This is a genomic window from Pseudanabaena sp. PCC 6802, assembly GCF_000332175.1.
Classification (GTDB): domain Bacteria; phylum Cyanobacteriota; class Cyanobacteriia; order Pseudanabaenales; family Pseudanabaenaceae; genus PCC-6802.
The window spans coordinates 4,158,246-4,175,604 of the sequence record NZ_KB235914.1 but is presented as its reverse complement, the minus strand read 5'-3'; the positions used below and the strand labels follow the sequence as shown (position 1 = coordinate 4,175,604).

18 protein-coding genes are annotated in these 17,359 nt (G+C 47.7%); 7 read left to right on the top strand and 11 right to left on the bottom strand.

The window, feature by feature from the left end; translation table 11 throughout:
• Positions 1–139: 139 nt before the first annotated feature.
• The 3 genes from PSE6802_RS0125290 to trpB are packed head-to-tail and all read right to left on the bottom strand — an operon-like array spanning position 140 to position 2,893.
• Positions 140–1,036 carry a branched-chain amino acid ABC transporter permease gene (locus tag PSE6802_RS0125290; protein ID WP_019502807.1) on the bottom strand — a complete coding sequence of 299 codons (897 nt, stop codon included), beginning with the start codon at positions 1,034–1,036 and terminating at the stop codon, positions 140–142.
• Positions 1,037–1,071: 35 nt separating this feature from the next.
• The gene (locus PSE6802_RS0125285) at positions 1,072–1,647 is read right to left on the bottom strand and encodes a Uma2 family endonuclease (protein WP_019502806.1); all 576 of its coding nucleotides are present in this window, start codon (positions 1,645–1,647) and stop codon (positions 1,072–1,074) included.
• A 19-nt stretch (positions 1,648–1,666) separates the two neighbouring features.
• The gene (gene trpB, locus PSE6802_RS0125280; RefSeq protein WP_019502805.1) at positions 1,667–2,893 is read right to left on the bottom strand and encodes a tryptophan synthase subunit beta; all 1,227 of its coding nucleotides are present in this window, start codon (positions 2,891–2,893) and stop codon (positions 1,667–1,669) included.
• Positions 2,894–3,025: 132 nt separating this feature from the next.
• Here trpB and PSE6802_RS0125275 point away from each other — a divergent pair, with 132 nt between their 5' ends.
• Positions 3,026–4,219 (top strand): pyridoxal phosphate-dependent aminotransferase, encoded by a 1,194-nt coding sequence (locus PSE6802_RS0125275; protein WP_019502804.1) that lies wholly within the window; start codon positions 3,026–3,028, stop codon positions 4,217–4,219.
• Between the two features lie 30 nt (positions 4,220–4,249).
• On the opposite strand, the gene PSE6802_RS0125270 is transcribed toward PSE6802_RS0125275, so the two are convergent.
• The 5 genes from PSE6802_RS0125270 to psbH all read right to left on the bottom strand — a co-directional run bounded on the left by PSE6802_RS0125270 (position 4,250) and on the right by psbH (position 7,387).
• Positions 4,250–4,735 carry a hypothetical protein gene (locus tag PSE6802_RS0125270; protein WP_225902708.1) on the bottom strand — a complete coding sequence of 162 codons (486 nt, stop codon included), beginning with the start codon at positions 4,733–4,735 and terminating at the stop codon, positions 4,250–4,252.
• Between the two features lie 38 nt (positions 4,736–4,773).
• Positions 4,774–5,925: a sugar phosphate nucleotidyltransferase gene (locus PSE6802_RS0125265; protein WP_019502802.1), complete on the bottom strand. Its 1,152-nt coding sequence runs from the start codon at positions 5,923–5,925 to the stop codon at positions 4,774–4,776.
• Positions 5,926–6,227: 302 nt separating this feature from the next.
• The gene (gene pth, locus PSE6802_RS0125260; RefSeq protein WP_019502801.1) at positions 6,228–6,860 is read right to left on the bottom strand and encodes an aminoacyl-tRNA hydrolase; all 633 of its coding nucleotides are present in this window, start codon (positions 6,858–6,860) and stop codon (positions 6,228–6,230) included.
• On the bottom strand, positions 6,853–7,101 hold the full coding sequence (locus tag PSE6802_RS0125255) for a TatA/E family twin arginine-targeting protein translocase (RefSeq protein WP_019502800.1): 249 nt from the start codon (positions 7,099–7,101) through the stop codon (positions 6,853–6,855). Before PSE6802_RS0125255 ends, pth begins: the two co-directional genes overlap by 8 nt.
• Positions 7,102–7,192: 91 nt before the next feature.
• Positions 7,193–7,387: a photosystem II reaction center phosphoprotein PsbH gene (gene psbH, locus PSE6802_RS0125250; protein ID WP_019502799.1), complete on the bottom strand. Its 195-nt coding sequence runs from the start codon at positions 7,385–7,387 to the stop codon at positions 7,193–7,195.
• A gap of 79 nt (positions 7,388–7,466) precedes the next feature.
• On the opposite strand from psbH, the gene psbN reads away from it, so the two are divergent.
• Entirely contained in the window at positions 7,467–7,601 is a 135-nt protein-coding gene (gene psbN, locus PSE6802_RS0125245) for a photosystem II reaction center protein PsbN (RefSeq protein ID WP_019502798.1), read from the top strand.
• Between the two features lie 250 nt (positions 7,602–7,851).
• Here psbN and PSE6802_RS31520 read toward each other — a convergent pair whose 3' ends face one another.
• From PSE6802_RS31520 to PSE6802_RS0125230, 3 genes are all read right to left on the bottom strand, one after another.
• Complete coding sequence (locus PSE6802_RS31520; RefSeq protein ID WP_019502797.1) at positions 7,852–9,228, bottom strand: J domain-containing protein; 1,377 nt, start codon at positions 9,226–9,228, stop codon at positions 7,852–7,854.
• Between the two features lie 36 nt (positions 9,229–9,264).
• Positions 9,265–9,741, bottom strand: coding sequence for a hypothetical protein (locus PSE6802_RS31515; RefSeq protein ID WP_156815652.1), 477 nt, complete (start codon positions 9,739–9,741; stop codon positions 9,265–9,267).
• A gap of 241 nt (positions 9,742–9,982) precedes the next feature.
• A complete protein-coding gene (locus tag PSE6802_RS0125230; protein ID WP_019502795.1) occupies positions 9,983–11,536 on the bottom strand; it encodes a diguanylate cyclase in 1,554 nt (517 codons plus the stop codon).
• Positions 11,537–12,109: 573 nt separating this feature from the next.
• On the opposite strand from PSE6802_RS0125230, the gene PSE6802_RS0125225 reads away from it, so the two are divergent.
• The 5 genes from PSE6802_RS0125225 to PSE6802_RS0125205 all read left to right on the top strand — a co-directional run bounded on the left by PSE6802_RS0125225 (position 12,110) and on the right by PSE6802_RS0125205 (position 17,311).
• Complete coding sequence (locus tag PSE6802_RS0125225) at positions 12,110–12,472, top strand: single-stranded DNA-binding protein (protein WP_019502794.1); 363 nt, start codon at positions 12,110–12,112, stop codon at positions 12,470–12,472.
• Between the two features lie 12 nt (positions 12,473–12,484).
• Positions 12,485–13,396, top strand: coding sequence for a CDF family zinc efflux transporter Cdf31 (gene cdf31 / locus PSE6802_RS0125220; RefSeq protein WP_019502793.1), 912 nt, complete (start codon positions 12,485–12,487; stop codon positions 13,394–13,396).
• A gap of 21 nt (positions 13,397–13,417) precedes the next feature.
• Positions 13,418–14,275 carry a hypothetical protein gene (locus PSE6802_RS0125215; RefSeq protein WP_019502792.1) on the top strand — a complete coding sequence of 286 codons (858 nt, stop codon included), beginning with the start codon at positions 13,418–13,420 and terminating at the stop codon, positions 14,273–14,275.
• 284 nt (positions 14,276–14,559) lie between these two features.
• Positions 14,560–15,090 (top strand): phosphate-starvation-inducible PsiE family protein, encoded by a 531-nt coding sequence (locus tag PSE6802_RS0125210; RefSeq protein ID WP_026103557.1) that lies wholly within the window; start codon positions 14,560–14,562, stop codon positions 15,088–15,090.
• Between the two features lie 637 nt (positions 15,091–15,727).
• Positions 15,728–17,311: a calcium-binding protein gene (locus PSE6802_RS0125205; protein WP_019502790.1), complete on the top strand. Its 1,584-nt coding sequence runs from the start codon at positions 15,728–15,730 to the stop codon at positions 17,309–17,311.
• Positions 17,312–17,359 lie beyond the last annotated feature (48 nt).

Here is a 17,359-nt window from a genome sequence, read left to right as displayed (position 1 = left end):
AAAAAGGAGAATTCTGGCAAATATAGCCGTAGACAGAATCTGTTAGGACAGGGGGTGTGGGGGCTGCGCCCCCACGCAGGGGTTCCACCCCTGCACCCCGTCCTAAGCCTATTGGCTATAGTTGTTATATATCGTGTATTTACCGATTTAGGGTCAGTTCGTCCTTATTGCCAAGAATGCCTTGCGGTCGCCACAGCATTAACAAGATCAGCGTAAGACCGATTAACATTAGCTGAATTGCCTCAAACTTGCCGCCGTCAGCGCGGATTTGAGCTGGTAAAAACCTGGGCAGTACGTTGTAAATCTGGAAAATCGCAGCTCCTATCAGTACGCCTAAATTACTACCCGCCCCACCGATCGTCACGATCGTCCAGGCTTGGAAAGTAATTAGCGGTATGAATGAATCTGGATAAACCGTAGTCAGTTGCCAGGCGAAAAAGCTGCCTGCCATACCGGCGATCGCGCCACCAATGACAAATGCCTGCAATTTGTACCAGAATACATTTTTTCCCAATGCTTTTACGACTTCCTCATCTTCGCGAATTGCTTTGAGGACGCGCCCCCAGGGCGATCGCACCAACCACTCCAACCGCCAGTAGACCAGACCGAGCACGACTAAAAGGATCGCTGCAAATAGGAAAGGGTAGGAGGTTGGCGGTACCAGCCCAAATAAGGGACGCTCGTAGCCATATACGCCTCTGGTGCCCCTGGTGAGCCATTCCTCGTTATTCACGACCAATCTGACCATTTCCGATACACCGATCGTCACGATCGCCAGGTAGTCTTCGCGCAGACGTAGTGTGGTGCTGCCGATCGCCAGGCCAAGGCAGCCAGCTAGAGCAGAAGCGATGAGAAAGGCAAAATACCAGGGTACGCCTCTTAAGCTAAGCAGGATGGTGGTATAGGCTCCAATGGTCATAAATGCCACGTGCCCAAAATTGACCAGCCCGGCGAACCCCCATTGCAGATTTAAACCCAGACTAAAGAGGGCAAATATGGAACCAAGAATGACTAAAGTAGTGATGTATTCAAGCATTGACAGCCCTAAAAAGATTTAAGCACAGGATTTCTTTACAGGATTTCTTGTAAGTGCAAGACAAACCCTGGCAATACGGTTTCACCCGACAGACTAGCAGGGTTTTGCAGAATTTCTACTGGCTGTGCGGGTCGGTAAATTTCTACCTGTTTGGAGTCGGGATCGAGCAGCCATCCCAGTTGCAGTCCGTTTGCCAGATATTCTTGCATTTTGGCTTGAGTATCCCCGAGCTCGTCGGTAGGAGACATTAGCTCGATCGCAAAATCCGGACAAAGCGGTATGAATTTTCGCCGTTGCAGAGGTGTGAGCGCCTGCCATCGCTCCAATTGCACCCAGGATGCATCTGGGGAGCGAATCGCACCATTTGGCAGTTTGAACCCAGTAGACGAATCAAAGGCAATTCCCAAATTTGTCTGGCTATTCCAAATCTCAACACGGGTGCTGAGCTTGATATTACGATTGCCAGTTTCGCCTCCGGTCGGGGGCATAATAATTAAATCTCCTTTTGCAGTACGTTCTAATCTCAAATCCCGATTTGTGCGGCAGATCTGCTCGAACTGCTCGTCTGTCAGTTCCAGGGCAAGATGTAGATCCAGGGTTAGAGCGGTCATAGGTTGCAATCCCAGAATATTAAATGGTTAACCGAGCGATCGCGGTTTGTACGTCTTTATCGCCGCGCCCAGAGCAGTTGATCACAATGCGTTTGTCTGAAGTTAACTGTGGCATCAGGGTTTCCAGGTAGGCGATCGCATGGGCAGTTTCCAGCGCCGGAATAATCCCCTCTAGTCGAGATAAGCGCTGGAAGGCATCCAGGGCTTCTCGATCGGTGACGCTGTAGTATTCGGCTCTGCCAGAATCTTTCAGGTAGCTGTGTTCTGGCCCCACGCCGGGATAGTCGAGTCCGGCACTGATGGAGTGGGCTTCCTGTACTTGTCCCTCCGCATCTTGCAATAGGTAGCTCATGGCTCCATGCAGAACGCCTACTCTGCCCTTAGTTAAGGTGGCAGCATGTTTGTCGGTATCTACACCTTCGCCAGCAGCCTCAACCCCGATCAGGCGCACTGTTGGCTCTTCGACAAATTCGTGGAACAAGCCCATCGCATTGGAACCACCACCAACGCAGGCAAGCAAGATATCCGGCAAGCCGCCCCATTTTTCCTGGCATTGCGATCGCGTTTCCCGCCCGATGACAGCATGGAAGTCGCGCACCAGCATGGGGTAGGGATGCGGCCCCGCCACCGATCCCAAAATATAATGGGTAGTCTCGACATTGGTAACCCAATCGCGAATCGCCTCGGAGGTGGCATCTTTGAGGGTTGCCGTTCCCGCAAATACAGGTCTGACTTCTGCCCCCATTAACCTCATGCGAAATACATTTAATTCCTGGCGCTTCATATCCTGGTCGCCCATGTAGATCGCGCATTCCAAGCCAAACCGCGCGCAGGCGGTGGCAGTGGCAACGCCGTGCTGTCCCGCACCAGTTTCGGCAATAATCCGTTTTTTGCCCATGCGTTTGGCGAGGAGAGCCTGAGCGATCGCGTTGTTGATCTTATGCGCGCCCGTATGGTTGAGATCTTCGCGCTTGAGGTAAATCTGGGCGGTGCCGTAGCGATCGGTCAAGCGCTCCGCAAAGTAGAGGGGGCTGGGTCTGCCCACATAATCGCGCAGTAGCCCATCCAGTTCTGCTTGGAATTCGGGATCGTTTTGATAATACTTTGCCGCCACTTCCAACTCGCTCAAAGCGCTCATGAGGGTTTCTGGAACGTATTTACCCCCAAAAATACCAAATCGCCCCAGTGCATCTGGGCGACTGTTGGCCTGAAGGGAGGGAATAGATGCGAGGGGAGTCTGTGTCATGGTCTCAAAGTCTAGTTACTGTTGTTTTCAAGAATACCAAACGTAGACTAGATTAAGCGATCGTTAAAAACCGATCGCGGGATCGACAATACATTGAATAATTGGTATAAATCAGCAGATCGAATACAGCTTATGCAATTAGCCCACCGCGTTAGTAAAGTCACTCCATCTATGACTTTGGCGATCGATGCCAAGGCTAAAGCTCTCAAGGCAAGCGGGATGGACATTTGCAGTTTTAGTGCTGGCGAGCCAGATTTCGATACGCCAGAACATATTAAAGCGGCGGCGAAACAAGCTCTGGATCGGGGTAAAACCAAATATGGCCCTGCTGCGGGAATGCCAGAACTCAAGCAGGCGATCGCCGATAAACTCGCCTCAGAAGATCGGCTTGAATATACCGCAGACCAGATAATTGTCACGAATGGTGGCAAGCATTCTTTGTATAACTTGATGATGGCGTTGCTCGATCCGGGTGATGAGGTAATTATTCCCGTGCCTTACTGGGTGAGCTATCCCGAAATGGTCAAGCTAGCAGATGGCGAGCCAGTATTTGTCATCACCGATGCAGCTAATGGCTACAAAATTACACCAGAGCAACTAGAAGCAGCCATTACACCGCGTACTAAGCTGTTTATCCTCAATTCGCCCTCTAATCCCACAGGGATGGTATATACGCCCGAGGAGATTCGCGCGATCGCAGAAGTCCTGAGCCACCACGAACAAGTTGCGATTGCCGCTGACGAAATCTATAAAAAGATTCTCTATGATGGGGCGCAGCATTTAAGTATTGGGGCTGTGAGTGCGGAGATGCGATCGCGCACGATTATCAGCAGTGGCTTTGCTAAGGCCTACGCTATGACCGGATGGCGAATTGGCTATCTAGCGGGGCCCTTGGATTTAATTAAAGCTGCCACCAAGATTCAAGGTCATAGTACGTCAAATGTCTGTACTTTCGCTCAATACGGTGCATTAGCTGCTTTGACAGAGTCCCAGGATTGCGTGGAGTCAATGCGGCAGGCTTTTGCCCAGCGGCGCGAAGTCATGTTCCAGCGCTTGAATGCAATTCCAGGTATTAGTTGCCTCAAACCCGATGGGGCATTCTACCTCTTCCCTAATATTAAGGAACTAGGTTTGAGTTCGCTCCAATTTGCGGAGATGCTACTAGAAGAAGCACAGGTGGCAGTCATACCAGGCATTCCCTTTGGCATGGATACGAATATTCGCCTTTCCTACGCCACCGATCTCAATACGATCGAGCGCGGTTGCGATCGCCTGTATACGTTTGTAAAAAATCGGATTAACAATCAAAGACCCACAGTCCGTTAGAGGGTAGAGCTTTCAGCACTCGGCGATCGGCTAATAACATCCAGATACGGTAAGCAAGTATTCCGTACCGATCGCTTCGAGTCCGCCCACCAATACGTTGATTTGATAGGGAGATTCTCTTGCCCTCGGTTCCCCGGTAATTACTAAAGGCTTGCCTTTTTTAAGGGGGGTAGTTTGGTCGTAGAACTTATCGAGCGTATTGTTACTGTACTTGAGAAATAGCTTGATGGCGTAGTTGGCATTATCTTTGGGAGTAATCGTTGCAGTATACAGGTTAAAGTTAGTCCCGCTCGGTACTGCAAAATCAGTGTTCCAGTTATCGTTGGTGAGTAGAGTACCGCCCGGAGTAATCTTTTTCTCAACGACTGTACCAGCACCACCAACTACTTCTAGCGGGCGGCAATTTCTGGCTTCAACTCCTGAAGTCATGCTGAAGATCGCACCTAGCAAAGTTACGGGTGCGATCGCCCTCGTCAGTATTGTAGGTATCGCTAGTCTACGTGCCTGTAACAACATAATCTAACACCCTCAAATCTATAGAAACAGTAAATTTTTTACGGAGCATTTGTACTGGGAACACCAAGAGCAAGGGGGGATTGGACGTGTGCTTCCTGACGTGCGTCGGTAATCAGCCAATCCAGAGCCGCCGCCTGTAGATCGATCGTGGCACCCGTCTTATCAACGCAATAGCGACCGAATACCAACTTATCAACTAAGCGTACGTCGGCAAGGCGCGAATATTCAAAAATGACGCTGCGCTCTACCACAGCCCCCTTACAAACATGGCAGTTGGGGCCAATCATCGTTGGTCCAATAATCTTGGCTCCCTCTTCGATGCAGGTCATGCCCCCAATGTATACAGGCCCTGTAATTTCCACTTTATTCCAGTCCACCGATACATTCAGACCCGTAAATACCCCTGGTAATACTTCACGCCCCGGAATCTTGACATTTTTGATCTTACCTTGCAGTACATCCTGAATTGCTTGCCAATAGTCGGGTACTTTACCAATGTCTACCCATTGAAAGTCCATCGCGATCGCGTAGAAAGGCGCTCCCGCCTTTACCAACTGCGGGAATAGATCGCTACCGATATCGTATTGCTTGCCAGAGGGGACGTAGTTAAGCACCTCCGGCTCGAAAATATATATACCCGTGTTGATATTATTACTGAGAGCTTCGTCAACCTTGGGCTTCTCCTGGAAGTCTAAAATTCTACCCTCATCATCGGTTACCACGACACCGTAGCTAGATACCTCTTCCTTCGGTACGGTTTTGGTAACGACTGTTGCCATTGCACCTTTAGAACGGTGCCACGCCACCACCTCGCTCAGGTTGAGATCGATCAACGCATCGCCGCACATCACCACAAACGTGCTGTCAAAGAAAGGCGAAAAATCCTGAATTTTCTTCAGCCCACCCGCTGAACCTAAAGCTTCCCCTACCAATTCACCATTGATGATACTACCTTCAAAGGAGTAGGCCATTTGCACGCCAAACTTTTGACCGTCACGGAAATAGTTCTCAATTTCCTCTGACAAATGGCTGACATTGACCATGATTTGATCGAAGCCATGCTGCCGCAATAGTTCGACTAAAAATTCCATTACGGGTTTTTGCATGATCGGGATCATTGGCTTTGGCATCACGTATGTAATAGGGCGAATTCTCGTCCCTTTGCCAGCAGCCAGAATCATGGCCTTCATAAGCTTTTCTCCTCAGTCCAACCTGCGTCCTTATTTGTTTTACCCATATTATCCGCTCTCTAGAACTTAGACAAAGTTAGACTTTGAAGTCTAGTTTCTGCTTCATTGAGACTCACCTGGCTTTTGCCATGAACCTTAGTCTCTCCACATATAGCTATAGCCAATAGGCTTAGGACGGGGTGCAGGGGTTCCACCCCTGCGTGGGGGCGCAGCCCCCACACCCCCTGTCCTAGCAGATCTGTCTACGGCTATACTTATCTTAGTTGTCGTGAGTTTTTTCGTAGCGATCGCCTCGGACAAACTCATACAATACCAGCACTAATGGTAATGGTGCGGCTGTTATAGATACTCATGGTTTTTTCGATGCCCTCAGCGGACAGAGTTTTAACTGTATCTTCTACCAATCTCAGGATGTCGGGCAGGGCATGGGTTTCTTCCGGATTAAAGCTACCTAGAACGTGACTGATAGCTGTAGGTACGGCATGAGTGCTCCTGCCGATACCCACCCGCAAGCGCGGAAAATTTGGCGTGCCTAAGTGGGAAATTATCGATTTCATGCCATTATGTCCGCCCGCCGAGCCGGATGGACGCAAGCGAATTTTGCCAAAGGGCAAGTCCATTTCATCATAAATGACCAGGACAGACTGAGGTTCGATCTTAAACCAGTCACAGAGCGATCGCACCGACTGACCGGAAAGGTTCATATAGGTTGTAGGTTTGAGCAGGCGTACCCTTTGACCACTAGGATACCTACCGTCACCGTAGATGCCTTGAAATTTGCGATCGGTCGTAAGTTGAATCTGCCAGTGACTGGCTAGATAGTCGATCGCCATAAACCCAATATTATGACGAGTATGCTTGTAGCGATCGCCAGGGTTACCCAACCCCACAATCAGGTCAATTGGCGGTGCAGCTAAAGTATTAAATTCAGGCATCTGCTGATGGCTTTGAAGACTCGCTCGATGTCTCGACAGTAGTTGAAGGCTTGGTACTTTCTTCTAATAGCTCTGCCTCGCGCTTAAACTCAGACTCAAACTCGCGGGAAGCATCTTGAAATCCTTTGATGGCCTTACCCACACTGCGTCCAATTTCCGGTAATTTTTTAGGCCCAAAGATCAGTAGTGCTACTACCATAATCACGATCATCTCGGGTAAACCAATACCAAAAATATTCATCCTGCCTATACCCCTGTCTAATTCAGATAGGTATGCCCTGCCAACTAGCAGGGCATACCTTTGATTTCCTAACTTGTAGGCAACTAGCGGTCTAGCCGCCCCAGTTTAAATTAACGCCTTCTAGAATTAAAGACGAGTTATATACCTGGAGAATAACGAGCAAAAACACCAGGAATAGAGCCATAAATGTTCCCATAACCGTTGTAGTTCCCCAACCACGGGAAACCTTGCCATATTCAGCATTTAAGGGCCTGAGAATATCTCCCAACCAAGTACGTTGTGACATAGTGCGACTTATTTTAAAAGAAATTTAATTTGCTGTTGTCGTACAATTGTACCAATATATTAAGCGATCGAGATATTTCATGGAAAATGATGCTCTGTATATTACTTTAGCGATCGCGGTGTTTACGATCTGTCTAACTGCAATATCGATTTATACAGCCTTTGGCCCACCCAATAAAAAACTAAGCGATCCATTTGAGGATCACGAGGATTAGTTGTTGCCGTGAAAAATCCATTGGTAGGGGCAGGTTTTGTACGAGCGTTATCGTTATACCAATTTGAACAGTAAACACGACAGATCGAGCGGGGTGAAGGGGTGGAACCCCTTCGTGGGGGCGTTGCCCCCACCCCCCATCTGTAACCACAACAATTTAAATTGGTATTAACAAGCAAAAACTTCTAGCTAAACCTGCCCGTACATGGAGCATATCAATGAGCATATCAATGAAAAATTTACAGGTAGGATTAGTTTATTAAGAAACCCATCAAGAAAGTTACCAAACCATCAGGGCGAATTCCCATGGGTCTCATCCAGGCGATGCAGGCTGCGAGGATGAACCCGGTTAAACAAAAGATTGTTGGTACGCTTAGGGTAGATGCGGATTCTGACATGTTAGAGATCTGGTTGCAGCCGCTGTAGGCGGTCAGGATGGCATAGGAAATACTGAATACAGCGAAAATTGCCAGAGCGATCGCGCCATGCGATACTCCTACCAAACCGCTCAGTAAAACTAAAGCTCCTATTGGTAGTAATGAGGCTCCGGCGATAAACAGATCGCCAACGAAGCTACCTCTACCGCGCAAAAAGCTCCGCATGACAAAGCTAGAAACGGCAAAGCCTAGAAATACCACTCCACCAGTGAAAATCAATTTATCGGTAGGTACGGTATTGTTGTAGATCTGCCGCCAGAGCATATAGGCACCTATGGTAAAGCAGAGGTTGAAAATAACTGCTATGCAGATACTCAACCTGACTGCTCGAACTACAGTTAACCTGGCATAGACAGGCAGCATCCCCCCCAAAGGATTGGGTATGAAATTACCCAGAGCCATGCGAGTGTCATCGATCAGTTCCCTGGTTTTACTAACAATTTGCCGCGATTTATGTTTGACCTTGAGCGATTGTAGGGTTGACTGCGCCAACTGCACGCCCGGCAGATCCGAACATGCTGTAAATGCTTCCACCGCCATCTGTAGATCGGCGATCGCATGGGTGCGGTCGTCTAGATCGACATAAACTAACCCTCGCCTATAGTAGGCTTGCCCGTAGTTTGGCTGCAATTCCCCAGCCTTGGTAAAATCCTCAATTGCCGCCTGGCTGTAGCCTAAGCGAAACCTCGCCAGTCCTCGATTATAGTAGGCTTCCGCAAAATCAGGGTTTAGGCGAATTGCCTGAGTGTAGTCGATAATTGCCGAGGCCGAGTCTCCTAGTTTGTAATAAGCGAGGCCGCGACAATTATATGCTGCCGTATAGCTAGCATGGAGCGCGATCGCTTCTGTAAAGTGCGCGATCGCTTCTCTGCAATCAGCTCGGTTGAGCTTATCTAGGCCGCGAGTATAGGCAGTTTCAGCATCTTGCGTAGGATTGCCTGCCTGCGCGTTACTTGGCCGTGCATTATTTAAGTTATTAATCAGGCGATCGTAAACCAATCTCCGTTCGGGATCGTTTAACACCTGATAGGCTTCTGTTACCTGGCAAAACTTGTCTTGGGCAGTTAGATCGGTCTGGTTTAAATCTGGGTGATATTTACGAACTAATCGATAATAAGCTGCTTTAATATCAGCAGAACTGGCATTTTGAGGCACTCCCAAAATTTCGTAGTAGTTACTGGGTTCTTGCATTACTTCGCGAGCGATCGCCAATTCCTTAATTGCCGATTAGTAGCCTAGGGGTTCAAAGGGCACGCCCAGATCTTCCCTAGTTGCTTCGCTGGGTTGTGCTAGCGATCGTCTAGGTGCGGACTGCAAGAAAATTGATTGCTCTGGAGTTTCCCTGACTAATCTCTGGTTGGAATTTCTTTGGGCATCGCGGATCAGACTGTGCTCTAGCAATCCTTCTGTGGCTGTGAGGTTGCGCTCGTGACGCTTTAGTTCCTCTAATTTCCTGTACTGCTTGTTCCAAGCCTCTTGAGCATATACAGTCCAGCTATACACGCCAAAAACAGCAACAGTTAACAGAACAGTGACAGTAATTGACAGCCGTTGGGCAGATATGAGGAAGCGCAACCATTTAGGCACGGGATAAGTATCGAACTCGGGTAATGTTTGGACGGTGCCTTGACTGCGGCGAGACCGCCCGGTGACTAGACCGTCAGTCTGAGGATTAGGAGACATCTTTGCCCTACTAAATGCCATGATACATCCGCCTTTAGATTATTTGTAAGATCTACGAAGTTATATAGCAATCCTATCCGAATTGCAAAATTTCTTCACTAGTAGCTGATAGCTAATACCAATTCTCTCAAGTAAAATTACAGATTGCTGGAGGGGCGAACGGCCGTTCGCCCGTACGTAGATTGATATGTAGTTCGATTTTGAAGAATTGGTATAAATCACAAATAGCATTTTTTCCCTGAAAGCAAAAGTTGCTGCGGAACTAATGCACGGTTAATTTGTTACTTATACAAATACGATTGCGCCCGCTTACTTTTGCTTGATACAAAGCCGTATCTGCCGCACTGACCAACTCGGCTAACGTTGAGCCACAATCTGGAAATGCTGCCACCCCACCAGAAATTGTTACCTTCCCAAGACTCTGTCCTTGGTATTCCATTCCTAGGTATTGAATCCCTCGACGTAGCTTTTCTGCCCTTTGCCCAGCAATTTCGATCGGACATGCCGGTAACACGATCGCAAACTCTTCCCCACCATACCGACATGCGATATCTGTAGGTCGCACGGAACCCTTCAGAAAAATCCCAATATCCCTCAAAACAGCATCTCCAGCTAAATGTCCAAACGTATCGTTTATGTTTTTGAAATAGTCGATATCGAGCACGATCAAGCTAACCGCATAGTTCCCCTGTTCGCCACGATTGAGCAGGCGTTCTAAGATCTCTTCAAAATAGCGACGATTGAATAAACCGGTTAAATGATCTCGAATACTTTTAAGTTTAAACGTATGCAGTACTTTGAGATTCCCAAATGCAATTGTCAGTTGGTTAACTACTTTCTCAACAAACAATCTGCGCTCCTCAGTCCAGGGCACTTGAGAGGTAGGATACAGATGCAAAACACCTACTACATTGTCTTCGATATTAAGCGGGAAACACAATAGCTTTCGATCCTGTAATAGTTTCTCCTGATGACAGCAAAGGCAATACTCCTCAGGATTATTCGCAGTACTGCTGGCATTAGATAAGCAAGACTGCCGATACATTGGATGAGATATTAGGGATTGACAACGATCCAGATAAATCTCTTTTAGAGGCGATGGCGGTGGCTCTCCCCACGCCAAAACCGAATGGGCAATATTCCAATGGGTTTCTAATCCTATAAAAATATTACCGGTACAGTCTGGGAATAATTGAGGCAGCAGTGGTGCGATCGCTTGATATGCTTTCTCAAAGTTAGAACAGGTTTGCAGCGCCATTCCCAGGCGGTACAGCAACTGCATCCGATCGTTCTCCCATTCGAGATCCTTAATCTGCGATCGCAGGAACTGAGATTCCGATTGCAGAGCTTCTACCTGTTTTGTCAGAGTTTCAAGCTTTGCGCCCTGCACGCGGGAATTATGCCGTTGCACTTGCATTACTGCCTGCTGGGCTAGAAGCGCGATCGCTTCCTTTTGTTCGGTGCTTAGCATCCGAGGCAAATAATCAACTACACAAAACGTACCGATCGCTCTTCCATCGTCCGCGATCAGGGGCATCCCCGCATAGAATTTAATGTGGGGCAAATTTTTAACCAAAGGGTGTTTGGCAAAGCGCGAGTCAGTTGAGGCATCCTCTACTACAAACAAGGATGAGCCACGTCGGGCATAGGTGCAAAAAGGTAACTCTGCATACCAACTTTTTGCTTTCAATCCAAAACTAATGAAGTAATTTAATATTTCCCCATCGAAAATTGTAATTAGAGCTGTAGGTACCTGACAAGCATAGGTAGCCAGTCTGACCAGATCGTGCAAACAGGCAGTAACATCCTGTTCCATGGATTCACTACAACTACCGTTCATTACATTCAGTGGGGGGAAGACCTGACGTTTATTAGTTAAAAAACACGATCGTATTATGTTTGTCAAGCGCCATGAATAGAAGGGATTGCGTATTACAGTCCCAGAAGTTCAAATCAAAAATACCCTGCCTAGAAGAGTAGTAATACCCCTATCTGCAACTTTGAATATCTCTCTTAATATTTGTACCTCAACTTTCTGAATCCCCTAGGAGATTTCTACAATTATTTCCTCAATATCGATCCCTGCACTACAATTTTGACCAAAAAACTGGGATGCAAGCCCCGTGCTTCTAGCACGGCTTTTTGATACAATAAACTCAATCGCCACACAGGCAGAGACTCGCGCCATGAGCGGAGGAACCTGTCTCGCAATGGGCGTACTATCCTAAGAAAGTTTTAGCTCCAAGGGAGCAACAGAAATTTTCTTATACAGCGGTGGGGCGCATCGCAGTGAATTTTGGTGAGGGTAAAGTCGTTGGACTCCCGACGATCCAAGAATCCCCGCGCCTTTAGGACGGGGAGTCGTCAATAAAGCAATAAACTTGAGACTATGTCACTAAATAAAATTAATTTGGTCGGTCGCGCAGGTAGAGATCCTGAAGTCAAATATTTTGAGTCCGGTTCGCAAAAATGTACGTTTACCCTGGCGGTCAATCGCCGGACTAGCAATCGCGACGAACCGCCGGATTGGTTCGATCTGGAGATTTGGGGCAAGACCGCTGAGATAGCTGCCAACTATGTTAAAAAAGGAAGCCTGATTGGGATTACAGGATCGCTGAAATTCGATCGCTGGCAGGATCGCACCACGGGCGAAGACCGCTCCAAACCGATTATCTTTGTCGAGCAGCTAGATTTACTAGGCTCCAAGCGCGACGACCAAGCAGCCGCTAGCAATTACGATGATGACTTTTAATTAGGGTTCGGAGTGGAAGATATACGTCCTCAAGTACGCAGGGTACTACTGATCACTTTGCTACTCAACATACTAGTTTTGCTAGTCAAACTGGTGGTAGGTCTGTGGACCGGATCGCTCAGCCTCATTGCCGATGCTCTGCATAGCGTCACCGACAGTTTTAATAACGTGCTGGGCTTAGTTGCCATCCGATTTGCCTCGCCCTACCCAGATCGAGAACATCCCTACGGACATCAGAAATTTGAGGCGATCGCCGCACTAAGTATCTCTGCTTTTCTGGGCATGGCCTGCTTGGAAATTCTCAAGGGAGTTATAGATCGAGTTACGAGCGGCGCGGTACATAAAGTGGATGTTTCTGCTCCCGCATTATGGCTGATGATCGTGGTTTTAGGGATGAATATTATCATTACCTTCTACGAGCGTCGGGTCGGCAATCGTATTGGTAGTAGTATTCTGATTGCCGATGCTCAGCACACTATGAGCGATGTTTGGATTACGATTATTGTGATCGCCGGTCTAATAGGGGTGTGGTGCGGCGAACTGACCGGCATGAAGTGGTTGCAGTGGATAGATGTGGTACTGGCTTTACCCGTTGCTGCTTTGGTATTTTGGAGCGGTTGGAAAGTAATCGCAAGTAACTTGCCGATGCTAGTTGATGAGATGGCGATCGCACCGGAAACGATTGATGCGATCGCTCGTCAGGTGCCAGGTGTAATTAATTGTCACGATATCGCTTCTAGAGGGGTGTTAGGTAGACAGATATTCATCGAAATGCATATGATTGTTGCACCTACTGATGTGGAGTCTGCCCATCAGATTACAGAATTGGTTGAAGATCTTCTCCACGAGCATTTCGACCCGGTAAGGATCGCTATCCATGTAGAGCCACCAAATTACAAGTCCGATCGGGTTACCTATGAGTAAATGGGACGGTATCTGACAACTATGAGTTGCTTTCCCATCATTCTCATACCACCTGAGGTGCAAGGAATTCAGTCAGAGTTGCCTGCTTTGCCGATATTTACGGAGCGATCGCCTGTACTTTCTGCATCAGAACCACAACCAGTTGATTTTTTCAAAGCTGTAATTGAAATCGCGCTTTTAATCGCAGGCACATCTCTCATTTATCGCGTTGACAAGAATTTAGGTACGATTGTACTTCTGATTGGTCTAGGAGCTATTTTTACATATCAACACCTGCGCTTTAAGAGCTACAAGCAGCGCTTGCAAAGATACAATCGCATCCTGGCTGGATACTTTACTTCCCTAGAAACTTATGCCCGCAAGCAAGCTCAGCATGAGAGTAAAGTTGCCGTAGCTCGCAGCCCCAATCGACTGAGAGAATATCGACGAGCAAAGTTATTGGAACTCCTGAAGCAAGTAAGCTCTAACAATAGAGTGGAAGATGCTACGAATATTACTCTGAGTGGAATAAAAAGCGATTTTGCCCGGGTATTAACCCAATATTTTCCTAACTCAACTCATGTGGGATGCCAGGTTGAATTTCCCGATCGGAGTTTGACATTAGATTTTGCTTACATCGATCCCGAGACAAATCTTCATATCGCGATCGCCTTAGATGAAACGGACGAACCTCAAGGGTTATTACCAAATGAGGAGTTCGATCGATATCTCCTGGACGCAGGATGGGTTGTGATGCGATTCAGTGCTTTTCAGGTGGGGCGATCGCCGGATAGTTGCTGCAAAGCGATCGCTGGGTTAATTGACGAGTTGCTGGGCGATCGAGAACTCATACATAAGTTTAGCAGCGTACAAGATCTGCAATCTCATAAGGAATACTAATATATTCCTTTAGGAATTGGCATTTTACAAATACTGCTCGTTGCCCGACCATAAAGTTATAGCTGTAGATAGATCGGTTATTACAGGGGTGTGGGGGCGCAGCCCCCACGCAGGGGTGGAATCCCTGCACCCCGTCCTAAGCCTATTGACTATAGCTACGATCGATACCAATTTCAATAACAGTTTATTGCAGTCAGGTGGTGGGACACACCCCGCCACCTTCGATGTATCAATGCTGTTTTGGATTGGTACCTCTAGCCCTCTATCGAATTGGTATTAGCAAGATGCATAACTTACTACAAGATATTCCCCTCAAACCAATCAAACGCGATAGTTGGTTGCACTTGCCTCGAATCGTGCAGGCATTGGAATTAGTTCAAGATCTGATCGTGATTTGTCTCTGCATCGGACTATTTAGCTTTATGGTGCTGCAAATCGGTACCATGTTCCTTTCTTTAATTCCACCCATCCAGTTCCATACCGTAATGGCAGATATTCTCTCATTACTGATTTTAGTGGAATTATTCCGCCTGCTGATTATTTACCTCCAGGAGCAACGAGTATCGATCGGAGTAGCAGTAGAAGTTTCCATTGTTTCTGTCTTGCGAGAAACGATCGTAAGAGGCGTGCTTGAGACAACCTTTACGCAGGTCTTAGCTGCATGTGTTTTCCTTGTGGTGTTAGGAGGTTTGATGGTACTCAGAGTCTGGCTGCCACCAACCTTTGAAGGTATCGATCCCGAACAAGAAGTCTCTCGAAGATATAAAAAGAACCTTGCACAGCCAGAAACATCTATTCTCAACAGCCACAGTTAAGCATTGATAATTCACCAGGTTCAGCGCGCTATAGCAGTTTTCACTTGAGAACGGGTTTTATTTTTGGGGTGAAGGGGTTCCACCCCTAACAATGCATTTACTTCTTCTCACATAGTAATTGTTGTTTAAGCTTGTTTGGTAATTGTGGATTAACGCTCAGTTACTAACTCACCTTACGCGGAAGATCCTGAAACCCTCACCCCTGGCCCCTCTCCCTCAGGGAGAGGGGAAGAAAACCAGAGCGGGGGCTGTGCCCCTGCGACCCTTATGTGTAAAGATGCGTGCAGGTTAAAAGAGATGAGGATTCCGCGTAACATCAGTTACTAAGCTAACAGGTTAAAAAGAGGCGGTACTAACTGCCTCTTTTTTGTCTGCATTTTTGATGCATAACTGTCTTTGTTGGCAAGTTTACTTGCTTCTGCGCAGAATATTGCTTAAACCTGCACGGTTATTTAGTGCCTATTGTGATATGTCTAGTTTATGTATGGTGGTGAGGTTTCTGAGTTCGAGCCAAGCTTACAAACGTTCGGTTAATTGCCTGCTAAAGCAATATAAGAGCTATCGCAATAGTTAGAGTTGGAAAGCACCACTTAACCAAGAACTTAAGAAACTGAAAACGTGAGGAGTGCAAAATTTAATGGCAGTTTTTACAGGAACAAATGCTAACGACAGTTATTTAGCAACTACGGAAGGCGATAACGCTAGAGGTCTCAGAGGCGATGACACTCTCATCGGTAACGTCGGCAGAGATACGCTTAACGGTAATGCTGACAACGACCTTCTGTTTGCTGATAGCTTAACCCAAACCGCAGGCGGCAACGACAGCCTGTTTGGCGGTCAGGGTGCCGACACCCTCGTTGGCGCTCGCTTTGGCTTCAGCGCTGACAGCTTGGGCGGTAATAGGGACGCAGACTTGCTAGTCGCTTCTACCAATGGTGGAAACACTCTGTTTGGCGGTCAAGGCAACGACACGATCTACGGTAGCGTTGCCAATGCCAACACCATGAACGGCGACATCGGCGACGACGTGGTAATTGCTGGTAACGGGAGCGATCGCATGTTGGGTGCGGACGGTAACGACACCCTGATTGGTGGCAGTGGCAATAATGACATGTTTGGAGAATCTGGCAACGACCAGTTCCAATTCTTTACCGCCGTACCGCAGGATCTGGTGGCGTTTACAGGTGCAGAGCAAGTGATACGCAGCAGAGGCGGCTTTGGTGGCTCTGACACGATCTTTGACTTCGCTACTGGCGACACGATTTCAATTTCCCAACTAGACCGCAACGCCACAGTAACGGTTACCACCAACTCGGCTGGCGCAGCGGTAATTGCAATTGCAGGCACAGCTAGCGATGGCACTCCTGCCAACCAAACCATCACGGTCGTGGGTGTAACTAGAGAGCAGCTACTGGCACCAGGATCGCAGTTATTCGCTATCAACGGTAGCTTCATCACCACCAATGACACCGTCAACACGGGTGATAACGGCGGTACGTCTACCTTCACTGTCGGTCAAGGTCAACCTGGTGCCAACATCAAGGGTAAGAACCTGGTAGGAGCGCCTACACCTGACACATTCTCCCCTATTGCTGGCGTAGCAACGACGGCTAATGGCATTCTGCTCCAATCTACTGTCAACGACGACACCCTGGCTGGTAATGCTGGCAATGATGTTATGGATGGCGGTGCTGGTAATGACAGCATCAATGGTGGCGATAGCAGCGATCGGCGAACCTCCTTCTTTCAAGAGTTGAACTCCGGTAAGGGCGATACGCTGATTGGCGGAGCAGGCTTTGATACGCTAACCGGAGGCGGTTTTGAGGATTATGACACATTCCTCTTAAACGTATTTGAGCCTGGTGGATACGATACAATTACTGACTTTGATGCTTTTACTTTTACCTCTGGGGTTATTGATGTAGTTCAGATTAGCGCTGCTGCATTTGGTGGTTCGCTAGTTGCAGGCCAAGACCGCTCAGGGACTGCACCAACCAGCTTCTTCTTTTCAACCAATTCTGGCAGTGTGGAAGGTCAAAATGCAGATGTTGTAGGTGCTCCTATTGGTACTTCTTCCTTCTACTACGATACAAACAAGGGAGGCTTATACTACGACCAGGATGGTGCTGGTACCGCCAAATTATTTACCAAGATCGCCCAGATCCAATTCGCGGTATTCCCTCACTCATTCACTGCTTTAAATCTTGTAATCGTTGCTTAGTGGTTTGAAGAAGCAATCAGATTCAGCGGATTGGCTGTCAGTTTTTTA

Coding starts and splice junctions, on each gene's coding strand:
- PSE6802_RS0125290 (WP_019502807.1), bottom strand. CDS start 1,036: ATGCTTGAATACATCACTACTTTAGTCATTCTTGGTTCCATATTTGCC.
- PSE6802_RS0125285 (WP_019502806.1), bottom strand. CDS start 1,647: ATGACCGCTCTAACCCTGGATCTACATCTTGCCCTGGAACTGACAGAC.
- trpB (WP_019502805.1), bottom strand. CDS start 2,893: ATGACACAGACTCCCCTCGCATCTATTCCCTCCCTTCAGGCCAACAGT.
- PSE6802_RS0125275 (WP_019502804.1), top strand. CDS start 3,026: ATGCAATTAGCCCACCGCGTTAGTAAAGTCACTCCATCTATGACTTTG.
- PSE6802_RS0125270 (WP_225902708.1), bottom strand. CDS start 4,735: ATGTTGTTACAGGCACGTAGACTAGCGATACCTACAATACTGACGAGG.
- PSE6802_RS0125265 (WP_019502802.1), bottom strand. CDS start 5,925: ATGAAGGCCATGATTCTGGCTGCTGGCAAAGGGACGAGAATTCGCCCT.
- pth (WP_019502801.1), bottom strand. CDS start 6,860: ATGCCTGAATTTAATACTTTAGCTGCACCGCCAATTGACCTGATTGTG.
- PSE6802_RS0125255 (WP_019502800.1), bottom strand. CDS start 7,101: ATGAATATTTTTGGTATTGGTTTACCCGAGATGATCGTGATTATGGTA.
- psbH (WP_019502799.1), bottom strand. CDS start 7,387: ATGTCACAACGTACTTGGTTGGGAGATATTCTCAGGCCCTTAAATGCT.
- psbN (WP_019502798.1), top strand. CDS start 7,467: ATGGAAAATGATGCTCTGTATATTACTTTAGCGATCGCGGTGTTTACG.
- PSE6802_RS31520 (WP_019502797.1), bottom strand. CDS start 9,228: ATGCAAGAACCCAGTAACTACTACGAAATTTTGGGAGTGCCTCAAAAT.
- PSE6802_RS31515 (WP_156815652.1), bottom strand. CDS start 9,741: ATGGCATTTAGTAGGGCAAAGATGTCTCCTAATCCTCAGACTGACGGT.
- PSE6802_RS0125230 (WP_019502795.1), bottom strand. CDS start 11,536: ATGGAACAGGATGTTACTGCCTGTTTGCACGATCTGGTCAGACTGGCT.
- PSE6802_RS0125225 (WP_019502794.1), top strand. CDS start 12,110: ATGTCACTAAATAAAATTAATTTGGTCGGTCGCGCAGGTAGAGATCCT.
- PSE6802_RS0125215 (WP_019502792.1), top strand. CDS start 13,418: ATGAGTTGCTTTCCCATCATTCTCATACCACCTGAGGTGCAAGGAATT.
- PSE6802_RS0125210 (WP_026103557.1), top strand. CDS start 14,560: ATGCATAACTTACTACAAGATATTCCCCTCAAACCAATCAAACGCGAT.
- PSE6802_RS0125205 (WP_019502790.1), top strand. CDS start 15,728: ATGGCAGTTTTTACAGGAACAAATGCTAACGACAGTTATTTAGCAACT.